Consider the following 17,769-nt stretch of genomic DNA (forward strand, 5'->3'; position numbering starts at 1 on the left):
GAGTACCTGTTGAAACGATATTTTGCACCATTTAAAGAAGCACGCTCTTTGAGAAGAAAAGAGAAATTCATAGTATTGTCCCTGATCCCGTTATATTTTATTTTGATCGGCTTGTTCCTTCAGCCTATAAATGAGATCATTCCGGGAATTATCCGTATTGTGCGGGAGCCGGACGTGCTGATCACTGATTATTTTGCAGTAGGCGGGATCGGGGCAGCCTTGATCAATGCCGGGCTGACAACGCTGCTTAGTATTGGACTGCTTTACTTTTCCGGAAAGGAAATGGACGGCCATACGATCACTTCTGCCTGCCTGATGTTTGGATTTTCTCTTTTTGGAAAGAACATTGTCAACATCTGGGCTATTATGGCAGGTGTTGTTTTATATGCAAAATATCATGGGACTTCTTTAAACCGTTATCTTTATGTAGGTCTGTATGGCACCAGTCTTTCGCCTATCATGACCCAGATGATGCACATTGGAAAATTTCCTATGCCAGTCTGTTTTATGCTGTCCCTGCTTTTAGGACTTGGCATCGGTTTTGTGCTGCCGCCATTGTGTACCCATGTACATTACGCTCATCAGGGATATTCCCTGTACAACGTAGGTTTTGGCGCAGGCATTATTGCAACAGTAGTAGTATCACTGGCTAAATCTTTTGGGATCCACATAGAATCCCGTCTGATCTGGTCCGTTGGAAATAATACATTGTTTACCATTTTCTTAATGGTATTATTTGGCTTTATGATCGCATCAGCAGTGGCAGTCAGAGGAAAGACGATTTTGAAATCCTATGGCCGTATCCTTAAAACTACGGGAATTTCAGGTACAGACTATCTGAAGGATGAAGGCGGGGCAACAACTGTATTTAATATGGGGGTTAACGGTCTTTTTGCCACTTTGTTTGTTCTGGTAGTAAATGGTGATCTGAACGGCCCTACCATATGTGGTATTTTTACCATTGTTGGTTTCAGCTCCACAGGAAAACATCTGAAAAATATTGCTCCTATTATGTTTGGGGTCTATCTTGCAAGTTTTACAAAAACATGGGCGATCAATCAGCCTTCACCGATCCTGGCATTACTGTTTTCTACTACACTGGCACCGGTGGCAGGTAAATTTGGCCCTGTAGTAGGTATTATTGCCGGTTATCTCCATTCTTCCGTGGCCTTGAATGTAGGAATTGTATACGGAGGAATGAATTTGTATAATAATGGCTTTGCAGGAGGTATCGTTGCCATCTTTCTGGTACCTGTGGTGCAATCCATCAGTGACAGAAGAGCAAGAGCAAAAGGTGGACTGTCCTTGTAATATGGGATACCGGGTCAAAAAGCTGGGAATCCGGCGAAAGCCTGTTGGCAGGCGGATTGCTTTAACCTGAACATTATTGGAAAAGAGAGGAAACGGCATATAGTATGGATGAACGTTTGAAGAAACAGCTGGATTTTGCCTTGGAGATCGATAAAGAAAAAAACATTTTCCGCCAGACCCATTTATCCGGTCACGGAAGAAATGAAAATGATGCAGAGCATGCATGGCATATGGCGATCATGGCTTATCTTTTGCGGGAATATTCCAACGAGCCGGTCGATATTACCAGGGTCATGCTTATGTGTCTGATCCATGATGTAGTGGAAATCGATGCAGGAGATACCTATGCCTACGATGCAGAAGGATTAAAGACCCAGAAAGCAAGGGAAGAGGCTGCAAAAGAGCGGATTTATTCCCTGCTTCCTGAAGACCAGAAAAAGGAACTGGCAGCTATATTTGATGAATTTGAGGAAAGTAAGACACCGGAGTCTAAGTTTGCCCATGCAATGGATAATCTCCAACCGCTAATGTTGAATAACAGCAATGACGGAGGGGACTGGAGAGAACATGGTGTCAGCGCAAAGCAGGTTTACGGCCGCCAGGACCGCACAAAAGAAGGCTCTGAAAAACTGTATGAGATTACAGAACAGATCATAAAAAAACATGTGGAGAAGGGAAATTTAAAATGAAATTAGCGGTTATTTATGATTCAAAAACAAATAATACAGCTGCAGTAGCAGGCTATATGGCAGATGGAATGAACAGTATTGAAGGGGTAGAAGCAAAAACATTCATGTATTCAGAAGCCGATACAGAATTTATAAAAGAGTGTACTGGTGTAGTATTTGGCTGTCCTACTTACATGGCAGGTCCTACTGCTGATTTTTACACCTGGATGGAAAAATCAGCAAAAACTTTAAATCTGGCAGGAAAATTAGGAGGTGTATTTGCTACAGAGCAGTATATCCACGGTGGTGCTGACCTGACTATGAATGCACTGCTTATCCACCTGTTAGTATATGGAATGATGATCTATTCCGGCGGCGGCTCCTATGGTAAGCCGGTGATCCACATGGGACCGGTGGAGGTCAGCCCGGAGAAGGAGAATTTCAGGGAATTGTTTGAAATCTACGGAAAGAGATTTGCAACCCAGGCGCAAAAGATAAGCAAATAATTAGTTACAGTTTAGCCATGACATCTTCTTGAAAACAAGAAGCATGGTGGGTTCACCATCACCATATGTTGATTTGGATGAAAAAGTGCTTATGCAAGCAAAATTACAACACACTTTCTCATTCAAACCAGCTCATGGCTGAATTATAATAATGATCAACGTTCTATTATGGTTACGATCATCTGATTAGGAAGGCAGACAATAGTATCTGTATCCAGATGCTTTTTTCCCTGCTTCACGCAAAGTTTGTCCGGGCAGCTGGCATCATAACACCAGATCTCCCCGTCTTTGACGATCAGCTGATTGGTGCCGCCATTAGGCGTCTGGATCGTCACTTCCTGGTTTTTAGACAGGTCCAGGACCTGAGTTACCTGACCGCTGCAGGAGATTTCTGCAGCGGCTCCTTTTTTTCCGGGATGAAGATACTGAAATAAAAGGAACGCAAGGGCAAAAACAATGAAAACGCCAGCCAGAATAAGGCTGCGGTATCTTAAATGGGATTTCTGATCCATGGAAAAATCCTTTCTATAATGATGTCCTGTTGGGTTTAGCTTCTTGCTCATGTTTCCGGCGGGTCTCAAGGTCAAAAATTATCCTGCAAGCAAGCTTATATGGGATTTCTGGCCTTGGGATCCTGGTATCATACAAATAACGTAGGTATAGTAGCATAGAATGAGCGTGTTTGCAAGGAATGCTGCGCTGATAAGACAGAAGAAGGAAATAATCAAAATGACAACAGCAGGAAAAAATAATAAAACTACATCAAACCGCGTAGCCCTTTACGGCCTGCTTATAGCCTTAGCCTTTGTGCTAAGCTATATCGAAACATTATTCCCGGTTTATATGGGGGCACCGGGAGTGAAGCTGGGGCTGGCGAATCTTGTAACAGTGATCGCTCTTTACGGCCTTGGGGTTAAAGAAGCTTTTGCCATCAATCTGGTGCGGGTGATCTTAGCCGGTTTTACTTTTGGGAATATGGCATCCATTCTATTTGGATTAGCAGGGGCGTTTTTAAGCCTGCTTTTAATGGTCACATGCAAATATTTTCGCCTTTTTGATATGGTAGGAATCAGCATTTTAGGCGGCGTGGCCCATAATATTGGCCAGTTTTTAATTGCTGCATTTGTGACAAAGACTTTTGGCGTATTTTCATACCTCCCAGTGCTGCTGATTGCTGGCACTGTGGCAGGAGCTCTCATCGGACTTTTAGGTGGATTGATCCTAAAGCGAATCAGCCGAATTCTATAAGACAAGAGAAATTCAATGATGTGAGTGTCAAAAGTAAATTTTGCCACTCACTGATGTAACCGGATTGCTACGTGCTTTGCACTCCCGCAATTCTAAAAACATTCGTAATCCGCTCATTTTTTTCAAAAAATGGCTCCTTACTCATGTTTTTGGCGGGTCCCAAGTTCAAAAATCCTCCTGCAAGCAAGCTTGCATCGGATTTATGACCTTTTGACCCTGGTATCATCAAATTCAATAAATATCCAAAGAAAATGACATTGTTTTATGAACCTCTTACGCTTATAATGAAATTATCAGCAAATTTGTAAAGATAATGTGTAAGAATAAAGGGGGATACGCAGATGGTTTATCAGGCGATCAAAGCATTGGTACAATATGGACTGGAAAAGGGTCTGCTTACAGAAGATGATGTTATTTATGCCAGAAATCAGATTTTGGAAGCATTAAAAATGGATGAATATGAAGAGCCGGAAGGAGAAGGGGAACTTGCAGGAGCGGATCTGGAGAAGATCCTTAAGGTGCTTCTTGATTATGCAGCTGAAAAAGGGCTTTTACAGGAAAACAGTGTTGTATACAGAGATCTTTTTGACACAAAACTGATGAACTGCCTTATGCCAAGGCCAAGTGAGGTGATCAGGGAATTCTGGGAGAAATATAAAGATTCGCCGGAGGCTGCCACCGATTACTACTATAAGTTAAGCCAGGATTCCGACTATATCCGCAGATACCGTGTATGCAGGGATATGAAATGGACCACAGATACGAAATATGGTACGCTGGACATCACAGTTAACTTATCCAAGCCGGAAAAAGATCCCAAGGCTATTGCGGCAGCAAAACTTGCAAAGCAGAGTGGCTATCCAAAATGTCAGCTTTGCATGGAAAATATCGGCTATGCAGGCAGAGTGAACCACCCGGCAAGAAACAACCACCGTGTGATCCCAATCACTATAAATGACAGCAAATGGGGCTTCCAGTATTCACCTTATGTTTACTATAATGAACACTGTATCGTGTTTAATGGCCAGCATGTCCCTATGAAGATCGAACGTGCTACTTTCAGAAAGCTGTTTGATTTTATCATCCAGTTCCCACACTATTTCCTGGGATCAAACGCAGACCTTCCGATCGTAGGGGGATCTATTTTAAGTCATGATCATTTCCAGGGCGGTCATTATACCTTTGCAATGGCAAAAGCACCGATCGAGAAATATTATAAGGCAGAAGGATACGAAGATGTGGAAGCAGGCATTGTTTACTGGCCAATGTCCGTACTGCGTTTGCGCTCTAAGTCCTGTGATTCCCTGATCGATCTGGGAGATAAGGTGTTAAAAGCGTGGAGAGGCTACACCGATGAGGCAGCTTTTGTGTATGCCGAAACCGATGGGGAACCGCACAATACCATTACCCCGATCGCAAGAAAGAACGGGGATATGTATGAGCTGGATCTGGTGCTGCGAAATAACATCACCACAGAAGAGTTCCCTCTGGGCGTTTACCACCCGCATCAGGAGCTGCACCATATTAAGAAAGAAAATATCGGCCTGATCGAGGTAATGGGACTGGCTGTACTGCCGTCCAGACTGAAAAAAGAACTGGCCGGGCTGGCTGAGTATATAGTAGAGGGCAAAGATATCCGAAGCAACCCGGATATTGAAAAGCATGCAGACTGGGTAGATGGTTTCCTTCCTGCATATAAGGAGAAGGGAATTACCATTACAAAGGAAAATGCAGAAGATATCTTAAAAGAAGAAGTAGGACAGGTATTTGCCAGAGTCCTGGAAGATGCCGGTGTTTATAAGTGTACACCACAGGGCAGAGAAGCATTTGATAGATTCCTTGGTACGGTTGGTTTTCATAAAGAATAAAAGACTAAGGTCCCGCCTGATGGCGGGGCCTGTTTTGCTGCCTGGGAGAGTTTTGATTTCCATTATCGCCCGGCTTGTGAGAGTTTTAATTTCCATTATTTCCCAGCTTGTGAGGCAGTCTCCCGCGCAGGAATCTCTTCTTTAACTCATTTAAGTGAAGGGGGATCAATGGGTAAATATAGCTTTTTCCTGCAATGGTCCTGTTAAAAATAATGGCGCAGAAGGAGAAGATGATTCCGGCTATAAAGCCCCAGATATTGAAAACAGCAGTGCAGACCAGGATGATGATACGCATAAATTTCATGGCGTAGCCAAGTTCAAAACTGGCCTGGGAGTAATTGGCGATGGTGACAAAAGCCATGTACAGCATGGTCTCGGAGTTAAACCATCCGGATTCTACAGCATATTCTCCCAGTACGATACCAGCGATAACACTCAGTGGCGTGGTGAGCATATTTGGAGTGTTCACCGCGGCCAGACGCAGGCCGTCAATAGCAAATTCAAGGATCAGAAGCTGCCAGACCAGAGGAATGTTACAGGAATCTGACAATTGGATAAACCTGAGCCAATAGGGGATCAGTTCAGTATTTTGCATCAGCATTAACCAGGTAGGTGTAAGGAGCATGGAAAGCAGGGAGATCAGCATACGGCTTAAACGCAGGTAAGTGCCTGTAACTGGGGGAAAGTAATAATCATCAGCTTCTTCTATGATGTCAAAGACGGAAGAAGGCAGTATCATGGCAGAGGGGGAATTATCCACCAGAATAACGATATTTCCTTCTAAAATAGAAGCGGCAGAGGTATCAGGACGTTCAGAAAACTTAAATTTAGGAAATGGATTGAACCATTTTCCAGGAAAAATACATTCGGCAAGACTTTCCTGGTTCATGGAAAGGGCATCTACTTCTACAGTCTGTATCCTTTTTCTGATCTTTTCAATCAGCTTTTTGTCAGCCCGGCCTTCCATATAACACATGGCAATATCTGTGTGTGAGCTTTCTCCGGCAGTAAGGATCTCCATGATCAGCTTAGGGTCACGTATCCTGCGGCGGATAAGAGCTGTGTTAAATACCAGGGTTTCCACAAAACCGTCTCTGGAACCACGCATAACTTTGTCTTTTTCCGGTTCGCTGACACCTCTGGCCGGGTAAGTACGGCAGTCGATGGTGAGGCACTTGTTATAACCATCAATAAAAAGACAGGAAACACCGGAGAGAAGCTGGATGATCATTTCCCTACTGTCTGATAAAAGACCGATCTCCCCGTAAGGAAGATATTTTTTTGAAAAGCTGTGGGCATCTTCTGGCATATCATCTGCTTTGATAGAGGAAAAGCCCTGCAATATTTTTAAGAGAGAGTCATCTTTTGTAAAACCGTCAATAAAATATAAGCAGGCTTTTTTATCTGCAATAGTAAGGACGCGGTATACAACGTCAAAATTTTTATCTACATGAAGTGCCTGGTTCAGCCAGGCCATGTTTTCTTCTAACTGATCCGTAAAATACATGAAAAAACTCCCTTCTGCTGATAAATGTACGAAAGGACAAATGTCCACCACACGAGGACAAAGCAAAAAGTCATGAAACTTAAGTATATATAATACACCAATAGTTTCTGCAATTGTCAGACTTATAGGGTAGTATATCCGGAAATGAGAAAACTATGTAAGAGCTTTGAAAGATATGTTACATCTGCCAGTGGGAAAAGGAATGAAAATCGACAAAAACCGACGAATTTCATAGGATACTACCTAAAAAAATAAAAGGTATTTGCTAAAATGTACAAAAAGATTGACAAAACTATGAAACAATGCTATAGTAACACTTGTAAGCAGCACAAAGGAGTGCCTTACAGGTTTTTGTTTGGTATGGGGATGCCAGCAATATTTTATAGTGTGACGGTTTTTGATCGTGACTGAGAGCTGCCTTCTGTGGGGGAAGGGCAGCTCTTCTTGTATCTGTGGGAAAAACACATGTGATGGCGAGAGGACGGGACTATATGGGAAAAACGAGCAGTTTGAAACACATACCTGAACAGATAAAAATCCTGGAAAAAAATAAAAAAATACGACTGGTGATCACCATGTGCGCAGTGCTTCTTTCCGCCTTTATCCAGGCTTGGGTTATACAGGTGTTTGTAAGACCGGCCCAGATCATTTCCGGCGGTTTTTCAGGTGCAGCCATGCTTATTGAACGTGTGGGAAGTTTGAATGGTTTAACTATCCCTATGCAGGTGACCATGATCCTTTTAAATATTCCGGTGGCTCTCATGTGCTGCCGGGGCATCAGTGTCCGTTTTACAGTGGTATCATTGCTTCAGGTCGTATTTGGAAGTATGTTTTTGCAGATATTTTCATTCCAGCCTATCTTTACAGATGAGATTTTAAATGTGATCTTCGGAGGTGTTATTTACGGTACGTCCATTGTAATAGCTTTGCGGGGCAATGCATCTACCGGAGGCACCGATTTTATTGCACTGTTTGTATCTAATAAAACAGGAAAATCTATCTGGAGTTATGTATTCTTTGGAAATGCACTGATGTACTGTGTGTACGGTGTGATCTTTGGCTGGAAATATGCAGGATATTCCATTATTTTCCAGTTTATATCCACTCATATGATCTCCGCTTTCCATCATCGTTACGATCTGGTGACTCTCCAGGCTACAACAGAAAAGGGACCGGAGGTAGTATCACTTTATATCAAACATTTCCGTCATGGTATTTCCTGCGTAGAAGCCGTAGGCGGTTACAGTGGAAGAAAGATGTATCTTTTAAATACGGTGATCTCTTCTTATGAAATAACAGATGCCGTCCACGTAATGCAGGAGGCAGATGAGCATGTGATAATCAATGTGCTGAAAACAGAACAGTTTGTTGGACATTTTTACAGAGCGCCTATGGAATAGGTGCTCTTTTTCACCTTGTATATCGAAAACGTATTTCGGGCAAAAAAATAAAGCCCTGACAAGTGTGGTAGTAGTGGTGCAGGGCTTTATAAAATGCACAGAACAGGCGTTCTGAACACTTAGAGTATACAGCAGGTTGAACAAATAGTCAAGAGAAATTTGCGAAGGAAAAGTGTTGTGAAAAGTGTTGTCTATGTTTTTTGCTCTCGATGTGGTATACTAACTTTCAGCAAAAGATACACGGAGGATACAATGAAAGACGGATTTATAAGGGTAGCAGCGGCAACGCCGGACATCCATGTGGCAGACCCGCAGTATAACAGCGAACAGATCATAGAATTAATGGAACAGGGGAGTGCCAGAGGCGTGAAGGTCATGGTGTTTCCGGAGCTGTGTTTAACAGCCTATACCTGCTCCGACTTATTTTTACAGGAAACCCTGTTAAAAGAAGCAAAAAACGGATTAAAGTGCATTTTACAGTCATCTAAAAGCAAAGACATGGTCCTTTTTGTGGGAATGCCCTGGATGCATAAAGGGAAATTGTACAATGTGGCAGCTGTAGTAAACAGAGGACGTATTTTAGGTATCGTTCCCAAAAAGCATCTGCCAAATTATTCCGAATTTTATGAGCTGCGCCACTTTACACCGGGAATGGAAAAAGTGGAGATGACAGAATGGGAAGGACTTCAGATCCCTATGGGTATGAAGCTGCTGTTTTCATGCCGTACCATGCCGGAGCTGGTTTTGGCAGCAGAGCTTTGTGAAGATGTGTGGGTTCCATGTCCGCCAAGCATTTCTCATGCATTGGCAGGAGCAACTGTGATCGCCAACTGCTCTGCCAGCGATGAAACTACAGGAAAGGACCGTTATCGCTATGATCTGATCTGCGGACAGTCTGCAAGGCTGGTGTGCGGTTATATTTATGCAAATGCAGGAGAAGGAGAGTCTACCCAGGATCTGGTATTTGGAGGTCAGAATATTATTGCAGAAAATGGTACCTGCCTGGTACAGTCCGACCGGTTTAAAAATGCCTGCATCTGTGCAGATATGGATCTTGGAAGAATCATCAGCGAACGCCGCCGTATGACTACATTTAAGGATGAAGAAAATAAGGCTTCTTCTTATGAAACAGTTTATTTTGAATTAAATACAGAGGATATTACAAAGAAGGACAGCAAAAAAGCAGGCCAGAAGAACAATGAGATACTCCGCTACATTGATCCGGCTCCATTTGTGCCTCATGATGCAGGACAGAGAGAGCGCCGCTGCGAAGAGATCCTTTCTATCCAGGCAATGGGATTGAAAAAGCGTCTGGCACATACAAACTGCAAACATGCAGTGATCGGTCTTTCCGGCGGTCTGGATTCTACACTGGCACTTTTAGTAACGATCCGTGCCTTTGACATGCTTCGGATCCCAAGAGAGAATATCCACTGCATTACCATGCCGTGTTTCGGTACTACAGACCGTACTTATACAAATGCCTGCACCATGGCAAAGAAAACCGGAGCTTCTTTAACAGAGATCAATATCCGTGATGCTGTTACCGGCCATTTTAAAGATATTGCCCATGATATGGAAAAACATGACGTAACTTACGAAAATGGCCAGGCGAGAGAGCGTACACAGATATTAATGGATATTGCCAATGAAGTAGGCGGTATGGTCATTGGTACAGGTGATATGTCAGAGCTGGCATTAGGCTGGGCAACCTATAATGGGGATCATATGTCTATGTACGGCGTCAATGCATCTGTGCCGAAAACATTAGTCCGTCATTTGGTGCGTTATTACGCAGACACCTGTGGAGAAAAGGAGCTTTCCGATGTGCTTTTAGATGTTCTTGATACACCGGTAAGTCCGGAGCTTCTGCCGCCTGAAGATGGAAAAATTTCCCAGAAAACAGAAGATCTGGTTGGACCTTATGAGTTACATGACTTTTATCTGTACTATGTGCTCCGCTTCGGTTACAGTCCGGCAAAGATATTCCGCCTGGCTGTTCAGGCTTTTGAAGGAAGCTATAACAGGGAGACTATTTTAAAGTGGCTGAAAACATTTTACCGCAGATTCTTTGCACAGCAGTTTAAGCGTTCCTGTTTGCCGGATGGTCCAAAGGTAGGTTCTGTGGCTGTTTCACCAAGAGGTGATCTTCGTATGCCAAGTGATGCCTGCAGCCGCCTGTGGTTAAAAGAGCTGGAGATGATAGAAAAGGGAGAAAGATAATATGATAAACAGCACTTCAAATAAGCAGGTGAAACGGGTGGCAAACCTGAGAGATAAGGCTAAAGCCCGCAGGGAAGAAGGTGTATATGTAGCTGAGGGACTGCGTATGTGCCGGGAATATAAGCCAGATGATGTGGAAATCTTATATATCACAGAAAGCTTTGGAAAGCAGGAAGAAAATAAAAAGTGGCTCAGGGGCTTTAAATTCGAGATCGTTACAGACGAAGTGATGCATTATATGGCAGATACAAAGACTCCCCAGGGGGTTTTAGCTGTTGCAAAGCAGAAAAAGTGTACTATGGAAGACATTTTAAAGAAGACCAGTACACCTAAGCTGATCATGATCCTGGAAAATATCCAGGATCCGGGAAATCTGGGAACCATTATCCGTGCAGGAGAAGGAGCGGGCATTACCGGTGTGGTCATGAGCAGTGATACAGCAGATATTTACAATCCAAAGGTGATCCGTTCTACCATGGGATCTGTGCTGCGAGTGCCCTTTGTATATGCACCTGACCTGAAAGAAGCCTGTGAGCAGATGAAAAAGGCGGGGATCCGTTTGTATGCAGCCCATTTAAAAGGCATGCATAATTATGACCAGGAAGACTATACTAAAGCTACAGGTTTCCTTATTGGAAACGAAGCCAAGGGACTGACAGATGAGATGGCAGCAATTGCTGACACCTATATTAAGATCCCCATGGCAGGACAGGTGGAGTCCTTAAATGCAGCAGTGGCTTCCTCTGTTTTAATGTTTGAAGCGGCAAGGCAGAGACGGAACGTATAAAGAATATAGATTCCGGGAGAACATATTTAAAGAGCATATTTAAAGAAGGGAGGTGCAGGAAAATGACAGGTATCTGTGGATGGTTTCTTGCATTTCTCTTTTTTTTAGGTGCAGAATGTATCTGCAGATGTCTGGTCTCCCTGTGGTTTGTTTTGGGAGCATTTGCTGCCTTTGTATGTGCTGTTATGGGAATGGGGACAGAAGAACAGCTGCTTGTTTTTCTCCTGTCATCTCTGGCTTCATTTCTGCTTATCAGGCCCATTGCATTTCTGGGAAGATCTCCTGGAAAATTTTTTGCAAACAGAGGATTTTTTCACAAAAACCGGAAAGAAGGTGAGCAGCCATGGAATTAAAGCTGGATATTAATATAGAATATGGCCTGGTATTAGAAGGCGGGGGAGCTAAAGGTGCTTATCAGATCGGTGCATGGAAGGCATTGAAGGAGGCAGGTATCCACATAAAAGGGATCGCTGGAACCTCTGTAGGAGCTTTAAATGGTGCCCTTATCGCAATGGATGACTTTGAAAAGGCGGAAAAAATATGGGAGACCATCCGCTATTCCAGGGTTATGGATGTGGATGATGACCTGATGGAGCAGTTAAAAACATCCGGATTAAAGGATATTGCGGTTTTAGGGCTTTCTGAACTGATCCCGGCTGCAAAAAAAGTATTAAAAGACAGAGGCTTTGACATTGGGCCGCTGCGCAGTCTTATTGAAGAAGTAGTAGATGAAGAAAAAATACGAAATTCCGAAAAAGAGCTGTATGTAGTTACCTATTCTTTAAGTGACAGAAAGCCTATGGTAGTTAATGTAAAAGAAGTGCCGGAAGGCGAGATCGCAGATATGCTTATGGCAAGTGCTTATTTGATCGGCTTCAGGCGGGAAAAACTGGCAGGCAAGTATTATATGGACGGTGGCGGAGTAAATAATGTACCCATAGATGTGCTTATGGAAAAGGGGTACAAGGATATCCTGGTCTTCCGCATTTACGGATATGGTGTTGATACAGAACGTCATTTAAAAGTTCCTGATGACATCCATCTTTACCATGTAGCTCCCAGACAGGATTTAGGCGGACTTTTGGAGTTTGACAGAAGGCGGGCGAGGAAAAACATGGTCCTTGGCTATTTTGATGCTAAACGGATGCTTTACGGTCTGGAAGGAAGGGCTTTTTATCTGGATGCCCCGGAAAGCGAGATCTATTATTTTAACCGGCTTTTAGCAGAGGCCCCGGAATTACTGGCAGATATCTGGCCGGAACTTTCAAAAACAGAGCTTTTTACGGCTCAGATGGCCTCCTGCCGCAGATATACAGAAGAGTGGTTTCCCAAGCTGGCAAGGGCATTGCATTTAAAAGATGACTGGGATTATAAGGAGTTATATTTAAGTCTTTTAGAGCACCTGGCAAGACAATATAAGATCAGCCGTTTTAAAATTTATACCCCTCAGGAGTTGCTTCTTATTATTCAGAGAAAAAGAAAAAGGATTTTTCTTGACAGATAAAAACACGAGTGGTATATTATGCATAAAAGTTGCATAAATATTAATTTGCAAACATTAAAAAACACTTCAAAAGAGGAAAAAACTATGAATTTAAAGGGAAGAAATTTTTTGACACTGAAAGATTATACAGAAGAAGAAATCACATATCTTTTAGATCTGGCTGCAGAACTTAAGGAAAAGAAGAAAAAAGGAATTTTAGTAGATACCTTAAAGGGCAAAAATGTAGCTCTTATCTTTGAAAAGACCAGTACCAGAACAAGATGTGCCTTTGAAGTGGCAGCCCATGATCTGGGAATGGGTTCTACTTATCTGGATCCTTCAGGCTCCCAGATCGGTAAAAAAGAAAGCATCGCTGATACAGCAAGGGTGTTAGGTCGTATGTATGAAGGAATTGAGTACAGAGGCTTTGGACAGGAGATCGTAGAAGAGCTGGCTAAATATGCAGGTGTACCTGTATGGAACGGTCTGACGAACGAGGATCACCCAACCCAGATGTTAGCTGACCTTTTAACCATCAGAGAGCATTTAGGACACCTTAAGGGAGTTAAGCTTGTGTATATGGGCGATGCGCGCTATAATATGGGTAACTCCCTGATGATCGCCTGTGCAAAAATGGGTATGCATTTTGTTGCCTGCGCTCCAAAGAAGTATTTCCCTGATGAAGCGTTAGTAAAAGAATGCCAGGAATTTGCAGCTGTCAGCGGTGCTACCATTACTCTTACTGAAGATGTGGCAGAGGCTGTTAAGGGAGCAGATGTTATTGATACAGACGTATGGGTATCCATGGGTGAGCCGGATGAAGTATGGGCAGAACGTATTAAAGACCTGACTCCTTACAAGGTAACAAAAGAAGTAATGGATGCAGCTGGTCCACAGGCCATTTTCCTTCACTGTCTGCCATCTTTCCATGATTTAAAGACCAAGATCGGTAAGGAAATGGGAGAACGTTTTGGTGTATCAGAACTGGAAGTAACAGATGAAGTATTTGAATCCAGCCAGTCAGTTGTATTTGATGAGGCTGAGAACAGGATGCACACCATCAAGGCAGTTATGTTGGCTACTTTAAGCGAATAACACTGAAAGAAGCATCCTGGAAAACAGGAGATTGGGATATGCAGGGCCAGAGAGGAAGAAATGAGCGCCGGGCCGGGGTTTTTCTGGATGTGGCGCACTTGATCCTGGGAATCGCAATTGTGATCTTTGCAGTGCTGTCATTTTTTGATCCAGAGGGAAATGAGATGCTTTTCCCTCTGGTATTTTTACTGGCAGCCTTGTTAAATGGAATAAACGGAGTCTTTGAGCTTAAGACCTGCGGCAGGGATAAGAAACGTTTCCGTATGGGAGTGTTTCAGTTGGTACTGTGCGCAGGCCTTGGGCTTATTGGCGTGTTAAGCGCTCTCAGTTTATGGATTTAAAGGCTTTAATGTCCTCTAAGATTATAATTTAAGATCATATTTGAGATTACATGTACATGACGTACAGGATTAAGGAAAATTAAACGTAATGAAAGCAGAGATATTAAAAATATTAAAAAAAGCAGAGGGATATGTATCCGGTCAGCAGTTGTGTGAACAGTTAGGCGTGTCCCGGACTGCTGTGTGGAAAGCTATCCGCCAGCTGGAAGAAGAAGGATATGTAATAGAAGCAGTGCGCAATAAAGGCTACCGTCTGGTAGAAGATGCTGATGTGCTTACAGTAGCCGAACTGCGTTCTGTTCTTGATACAAAGTGGCTTGGACAGGAAGTAGATTATTTTTACGAAACAGATTCTACTAACAACCGTGCAAGGGATGCAGCAGAAAAAGGAGCTTCTCATGGCTATCTTGCAGTAGCAGACAGCCAGACAGCAGGAAAGGGACGCAGAGGCAGAGTGTGGAATTCTCCGCATGGAACCGATATTTTTATGAGTTTTCTCATGCGTCCGTCATTTGGACCGTCCCAGGCGTCCATGCTGACTTTAGTAGCAGGAATGGCAGTCGTAAAAGGCGTACAGAAAGCCACCGGGCTGAATGCTATGATCAAATGGCCAAATGACGCTGTGGTAAATGGAAAAAAGATCTGCGGTATTTTAACAGAGATGAGTACAGAAGAAGATACCATCCGTTATGTGGTTGTAGGGATCGGCATCAATGTAAATGCCAGAGAGTTTCCGGAAGAGATCAGGGATAAGGCAACTTCTTTGAAACTGGAACTGGGAAGAAGCGTAAAAAGAAGTGAAGTCATCCAGGCTGTGGCTGAAAGCTTTGAAGAATATTATGCAGTTTATGAAAAGACCTGTGATATGTCAGGGCTTCAGGCTGCATACAATGAAATGCTTGCAAATATGGATAAAGAGGTTTGTGTACTGGATCCCAGGGGAGAATACCGGGGAAAAGCCCTGGGGATCGATGAAGAGGGGTGTCTTTTAGTAGAAAAAGAAAATGGGGAATTGATCCATGTCCTTTCAGGAGAAGTATCTGTGCGGGGAATCTATGGATATGTATAAAGCTTCGCAGCATCACACAGAAAAAACACATTCCCAGGGTCTGCATTTTTATGATGATCTGCAGATAATAGAACATGAGGATGAGCCTTTAAACAGGGCAGAACGTCTGAAAGCAGTGGAAAAGCCTCTCCTTGCCTGGTATCATTCCAGAGCTAGAAGTCTTCCCTGGAGAGATGATCCAAAACCATACAGAGTGTGGATCTCTGAGATCATGCTCCAGCAGACCAGGGTAGAGGCGGTAAAACCATATTTCGAACGGTTTATGGCTGCGTTTCCGGACATAAAGGCGCTGGCAGAAGCAGATGATGACTATCTCATGAAAATGTGGGAGGGATTAGGTTATTATAACCGGGCGAGAAACTTAAAGGCTGCGGCGATCATGGTCATGGAAGAATTTTGCGGTCAGATCCCGGCAGCAAAAGAAGAACTTTTAAAGCTTCCTGGGATCGGCAGTTATACAGCAGGTGCTATTTCTTCAATTGCCTACGGAGTCCCCAACCCGGCTGTAGACGGAAATGTACTCCGGGTGCTTTCAAGACTCTGGGGTGATACTTCTGATATTAAAAAGGCTTCTGTAAAAGCAGTTATGGAACAGGAGATTGCAGAAGTAATGCCGGAAAATGCAGCCAGCAGTTATAATCAGGGGCTGATCGAGATTGGCGCATTGGTGTGCATTCCTGGCGGCGAGCCAAAATGCAGTGAATGTCCTCTGGCATCTTTGTGCATTACAAAGAAAAGGGGACTTTGGAAAGAAATACCTGTAAGATCAGCACCTAAGCCAAGACGCATGGAAGAAAAGACCGTATTTTTGATAGAATGGAATGAGAAAGCAGCTATCCATAAACGTCCGCCCAAGGGGCTTCTGGCTTCGTTATATGAGCTTCCAAATACAGAAGGACATTTAACGGCAGATGAGGCAGTCTGGCAGGTGAAAAAATGGATCTGTGACAAAATGCAGACAGGACCAGAAGATCAGGGCGGATACGCTGCAATAATGGCTCATATGAAGGCTCTGCAGGTCGTGGCAGAACCAATAGGCGTGGCAAAACATGTATTTTCCCATGTTCAGTGGGATATGGTGGGATACAGAGTGAAGATCCTTTGTGAAAATAACGGGAATACAGAGGAACTTTTGGAAAACATTTCAGAGAATGAACATTTTTTTATGGTTGATAAGACAGCGTTAAAGGAAGAATATTCTGTTCCATCTGCCTTTGGCGCCTATATAAGACTCCTTGGATAAAACACAGAGAATATGGACACAATGAAAGCGAGGGATGCAGGGTGAAGAAAATGCTGTTTCTTTTTAATCCACGTTCCGGAAAGGAGCAGATCAAAGGACATCTGCTGCGGATCCTGGATATTTTTTCAAAAGCAGGGTATGATATCCGGGTACATGTGACCCAGTGCTCCAAAGACGCCCAGAAAACAGTGGAACATCAGGGAAAAAACGTAGACGTGATCGTCTGCAGCGGCGGTGACGGAACTTTAAATGAGACCATATCCGGAATGCTTAAACTAAAAAAGACCCCTCTTTTAGGCTATATCCCGGCTGGCTCCACGAATGATTTTGCCTCCAGTCTGAAGATCCCTAAAAATATGGAAAAAGCGGCACAGTCCATTGTGACTGGCGTGCCAGTCCTTGTGGATGCGGGACAGTTCTGTGTGGACCGGAGTTTTATTTATATTGCAGCTTTTGGGGCATTTACAGAAATATCTTACCAGACCCCTCAGGATAAGAAGAATCTTTTGGGACATCAGGCATATATGTTAGAAAGCGTAAAAAGCCTGGCATCCATTAAGCCTTATCATATGCGGGTAGAATGGGATAATAATGTGCTGGAAGAGGATTTTGTATTTGGAATGGTGACTAATACAAGAAGCGTAGGCGGATTTAAAGGGCTGGTGAATCAGTCGGTATCGTTAAATGACGGCGTATTTGAAGTGCTCCTGATCCGTATGCCAAAGACACCGGCAGACTTAAGCAACATTATTTCATATATGTTCCTTGTGGAAGCCCCAAATGACTATGTATATAAATTCAAGGCTTCTTCTATCCGGTTCTTCTCGGAAAACAGTGTGGACTGGGTCTTAGATGGAGAATACGGCGGTGCCAGGACAGAGGTAGAGATCGAAAACCTGAAAGAAAGGATCCCTATTATTCTTTCGTCTAAAATGTGATTAAACCGTGTTGCAGTTCAGCCAGCATACATCTTCTTGTTTCCATATTCATGAAAACAAGAAGCATGGCTAATAGTTGAAA

The 17,769-nt window shown here is 43.3% G+C and carries 17 protein-coding genes; 15 read left to right on the plus strand and 2 right to left on the minus strand.

The window, feature by feature from the left end; translation table 11 throughout:
• Positions 1-9: 9 nt before the first annotated feature.
• From OGM16_12475 to OGM16_12485, 3 genes are all read left to right on the plus strand, one after another.
• Positions 10-1,311, plus strand: a complete 1,302-nt coding sequence (locus OGM16_12475) for a DUF1576 domain-containing protein (protein UYJ45630.1) — start codon at positions 10-12, stop codon at positions 1,309-1,311.
• Between the two features lie 104 nt (positions 1,312-1,415).
• The gene (locus OGM16_12480) at positions 1,416-2,000 is read left to right on the plus strand and encodes an HD domain-containing protein (GenBank protein ID UYJ45631.1); all 585 of its coding nucleotides are present in this window, start codon (positions 1,416-1,418) and stop codon (positions 1,998-2,000) included.
• Positions 1,997-2,485, plus strand: a complete 489-nt coding sequence (locus OGM16_12485; protein UYJ45632.1) for a flavodoxin domain-containing protein — start codon at positions 1,997-1,999, stop codon at positions 2,483-2,485. Before OGM16_12480 ends, OGM16_12485 begins: the two co-directional genes overlap by 4 nt.
• Positions 2,486-2,640: 155 nt before the next feature.
• Here the strand turns inward: OGM16_12485 and OGM16_12490 are convergent, their stop codons facing one another.
• The gene (locus tag OGM16_12490; GenBank protein UYJ45633.1) at positions 2,641-3,048 is read right to left on the minus strand and encodes a NusG domain II-containing protein; all 408 of its coding nucleotides are present in this window, start codon (positions 3,046-3,048) and stop codon (positions 2,641-2,643) included.
• 166 nt (positions 3,049-3,214) lie between these two features.
• On the opposite strand from OGM16_12490, the gene OGM16_12495 reads away from it, so the two are divergent.
• Positions 3,215-3,733 carry a Gx transporter family protein gene (locus OGM16_12495; protein ID UYJ45634.1) on the plus strand — a complete coding sequence of 173 codons (519 nt, stop codon included), beginning with the start codon at positions 3,215-3,217 and terminating at the stop codon, positions 3,731-3,733.
• A 341-nt stretch (positions 3,734-4,074) separates the two neighbouring features.
• A complete protein-coding gene (gene galT / locus OGM16_12500; GenBank protein ID UYJ45635.1) occupies positions 4,075-5,601 on the plus strand; it encodes a UDP-glucose--hexose-1-phosphate uridylyltransferase in 1,527 nt (508 codons plus the stop codon).
• An 85-nt stretch (positions 5,602-5,686) separates the two neighbouring features.
• Here galT and OGM16_12505 read toward each other — a convergent pair whose 3' ends face one another.
• Positions 5,687-7,108: a spore germination protein gene (locus tag OGM16_12505; protein ID UYJ45636.1), complete on the minus strand. Its 1,422-nt coding sequence runs from the start codon at positions 7,106-7,108 to the stop codon at positions 5,687-5,689.
• A 491-nt stretch (positions 7,109-7,599) separates the two neighbouring features.
• Between OGM16_12505 and OGM16_12510 the strand changes: the two genes are divergently transcribed.
• The 10 genes from OGM16_12510 to OGM16_12555 all read left to right on the plus strand — a co-directional run bounded on the left by OGM16_12510 (position 7,600) and on the right by OGM16_12555 (position 17,687).
• Entirely contained in the window at positions 7,600-8,508 is a 909-nt protein-coding gene (locus OGM16_12510; GenBank protein ID UYJ45637.1) for a YitT family protein, read from the plus strand.
• Between the two features lie 252 nt (positions 8,509-8,760).
• Positions 8,761-10,731 (plus strand): NAD(+) synthase, encoded by a 1,971-nt coding sequence (locus OGM16_12515; protein ID UYJ45638.1) that lies wholly within the window; start codon positions 8,761-8,763, stop codon positions 10,729-10,731.
• Position 10,732: 1 nt separating this feature from the next.
• Positions 10,733-11,518: an RNA methyltransferase gene (locus OGM16_12520; GenBank protein UYJ45639.1), complete on the plus strand. Its 786-nt coding sequence runs from the start codon at positions 10,733-10,735 to the stop codon at positions 11,516-11,518.
• 62 nt (positions 11,519-11,580) lie between these two features.
• Positions 11,581-11,871 (plus strand): hypothetical protein, encoded by a 291-nt coding sequence (locus OGM16_12525; protein ID UYJ45640.1) that lies wholly within the window; start codon positions 11,581-11,583, stop codon positions 11,869-11,871.
• On the plus strand, positions 11,862-13,022 hold the full coding sequence (locus OGM16_12530) for a patatin-like phospholipase family protein (protein UYJ45641.1): 1,161 nt from the start codon (positions 11,862-11,864) through the stop codon (positions 13,020-13,022). Before OGM16_12525 ends, OGM16_12530 begins: the two co-directional genes overlap by 10 nt.
• A gap of 84 nt (positions 13,023-13,106) precedes the next feature.
• Entirely contained in the window at positions 13,107-14,096 is a 990-nt protein-coding gene (gene argF, locus OGM16_12535; GenBank protein UYJ45642.1) for an ornithine carbamoyltransferase, read from the plus strand.
• A 38-nt stretch (positions 14,097-14,134) separates the two neighbouring features.
• On the plus strand, positions 14,135-14,437 hold the full coding sequence (locus OGM16_12540; GenBank protein UYJ45643.1) for a hypothetical protein: 303 nt from the start codon (positions 14,135-14,137) through the stop codon (positions 14,435-14,437).
• Between the two features lie 88 nt (positions 14,438-14,525).
• A complete protein-coding gene (locus OGM16_12545) occupies positions 14,526-15,506 on the plus strand; it encodes a biotin--[acetyl-CoA-carboxylase] ligase (GenBank protein ID UYJ45644.1) in 981 nt (326 codons plus the stop codon).
• Positions 15,499-16,749: an A/G-specific adenine glycosylase gene (gene mutY / locus OGM16_12550; GenBank protein ID UYJ48456.1), complete on the plus strand. Its 1,251-nt coding sequence runs from the start codon at positions 15,499-15,501 to the stop codon at positions 16,747-16,749. Before OGM16_12545 ends, mutY begins: the two co-directional genes overlap by 8 nt.
• 41 nt (positions 16,750-16,790) lie before the next feature.
• Positions 16,791-17,687, plus strand: coding sequence for a YegS/Rv2252/BmrU family lipid kinase (locus tag OGM16_12555; protein ID UYJ45645.1), 897 nt, complete (start codon positions 16,791-16,793; stop codon positions 17,685-17,687).
• The last annotated feature ends 82 nt before the right edge of the window (positions 17,688-17,769 follow it).

The organism is Lachnospiraceae bacterium (assembly GCA_025758065.1).
Lineage (GTDB): Bacteria > Bacillota > Clostridia > Lachnospirales > Lachnospiraceae > Enterocloster.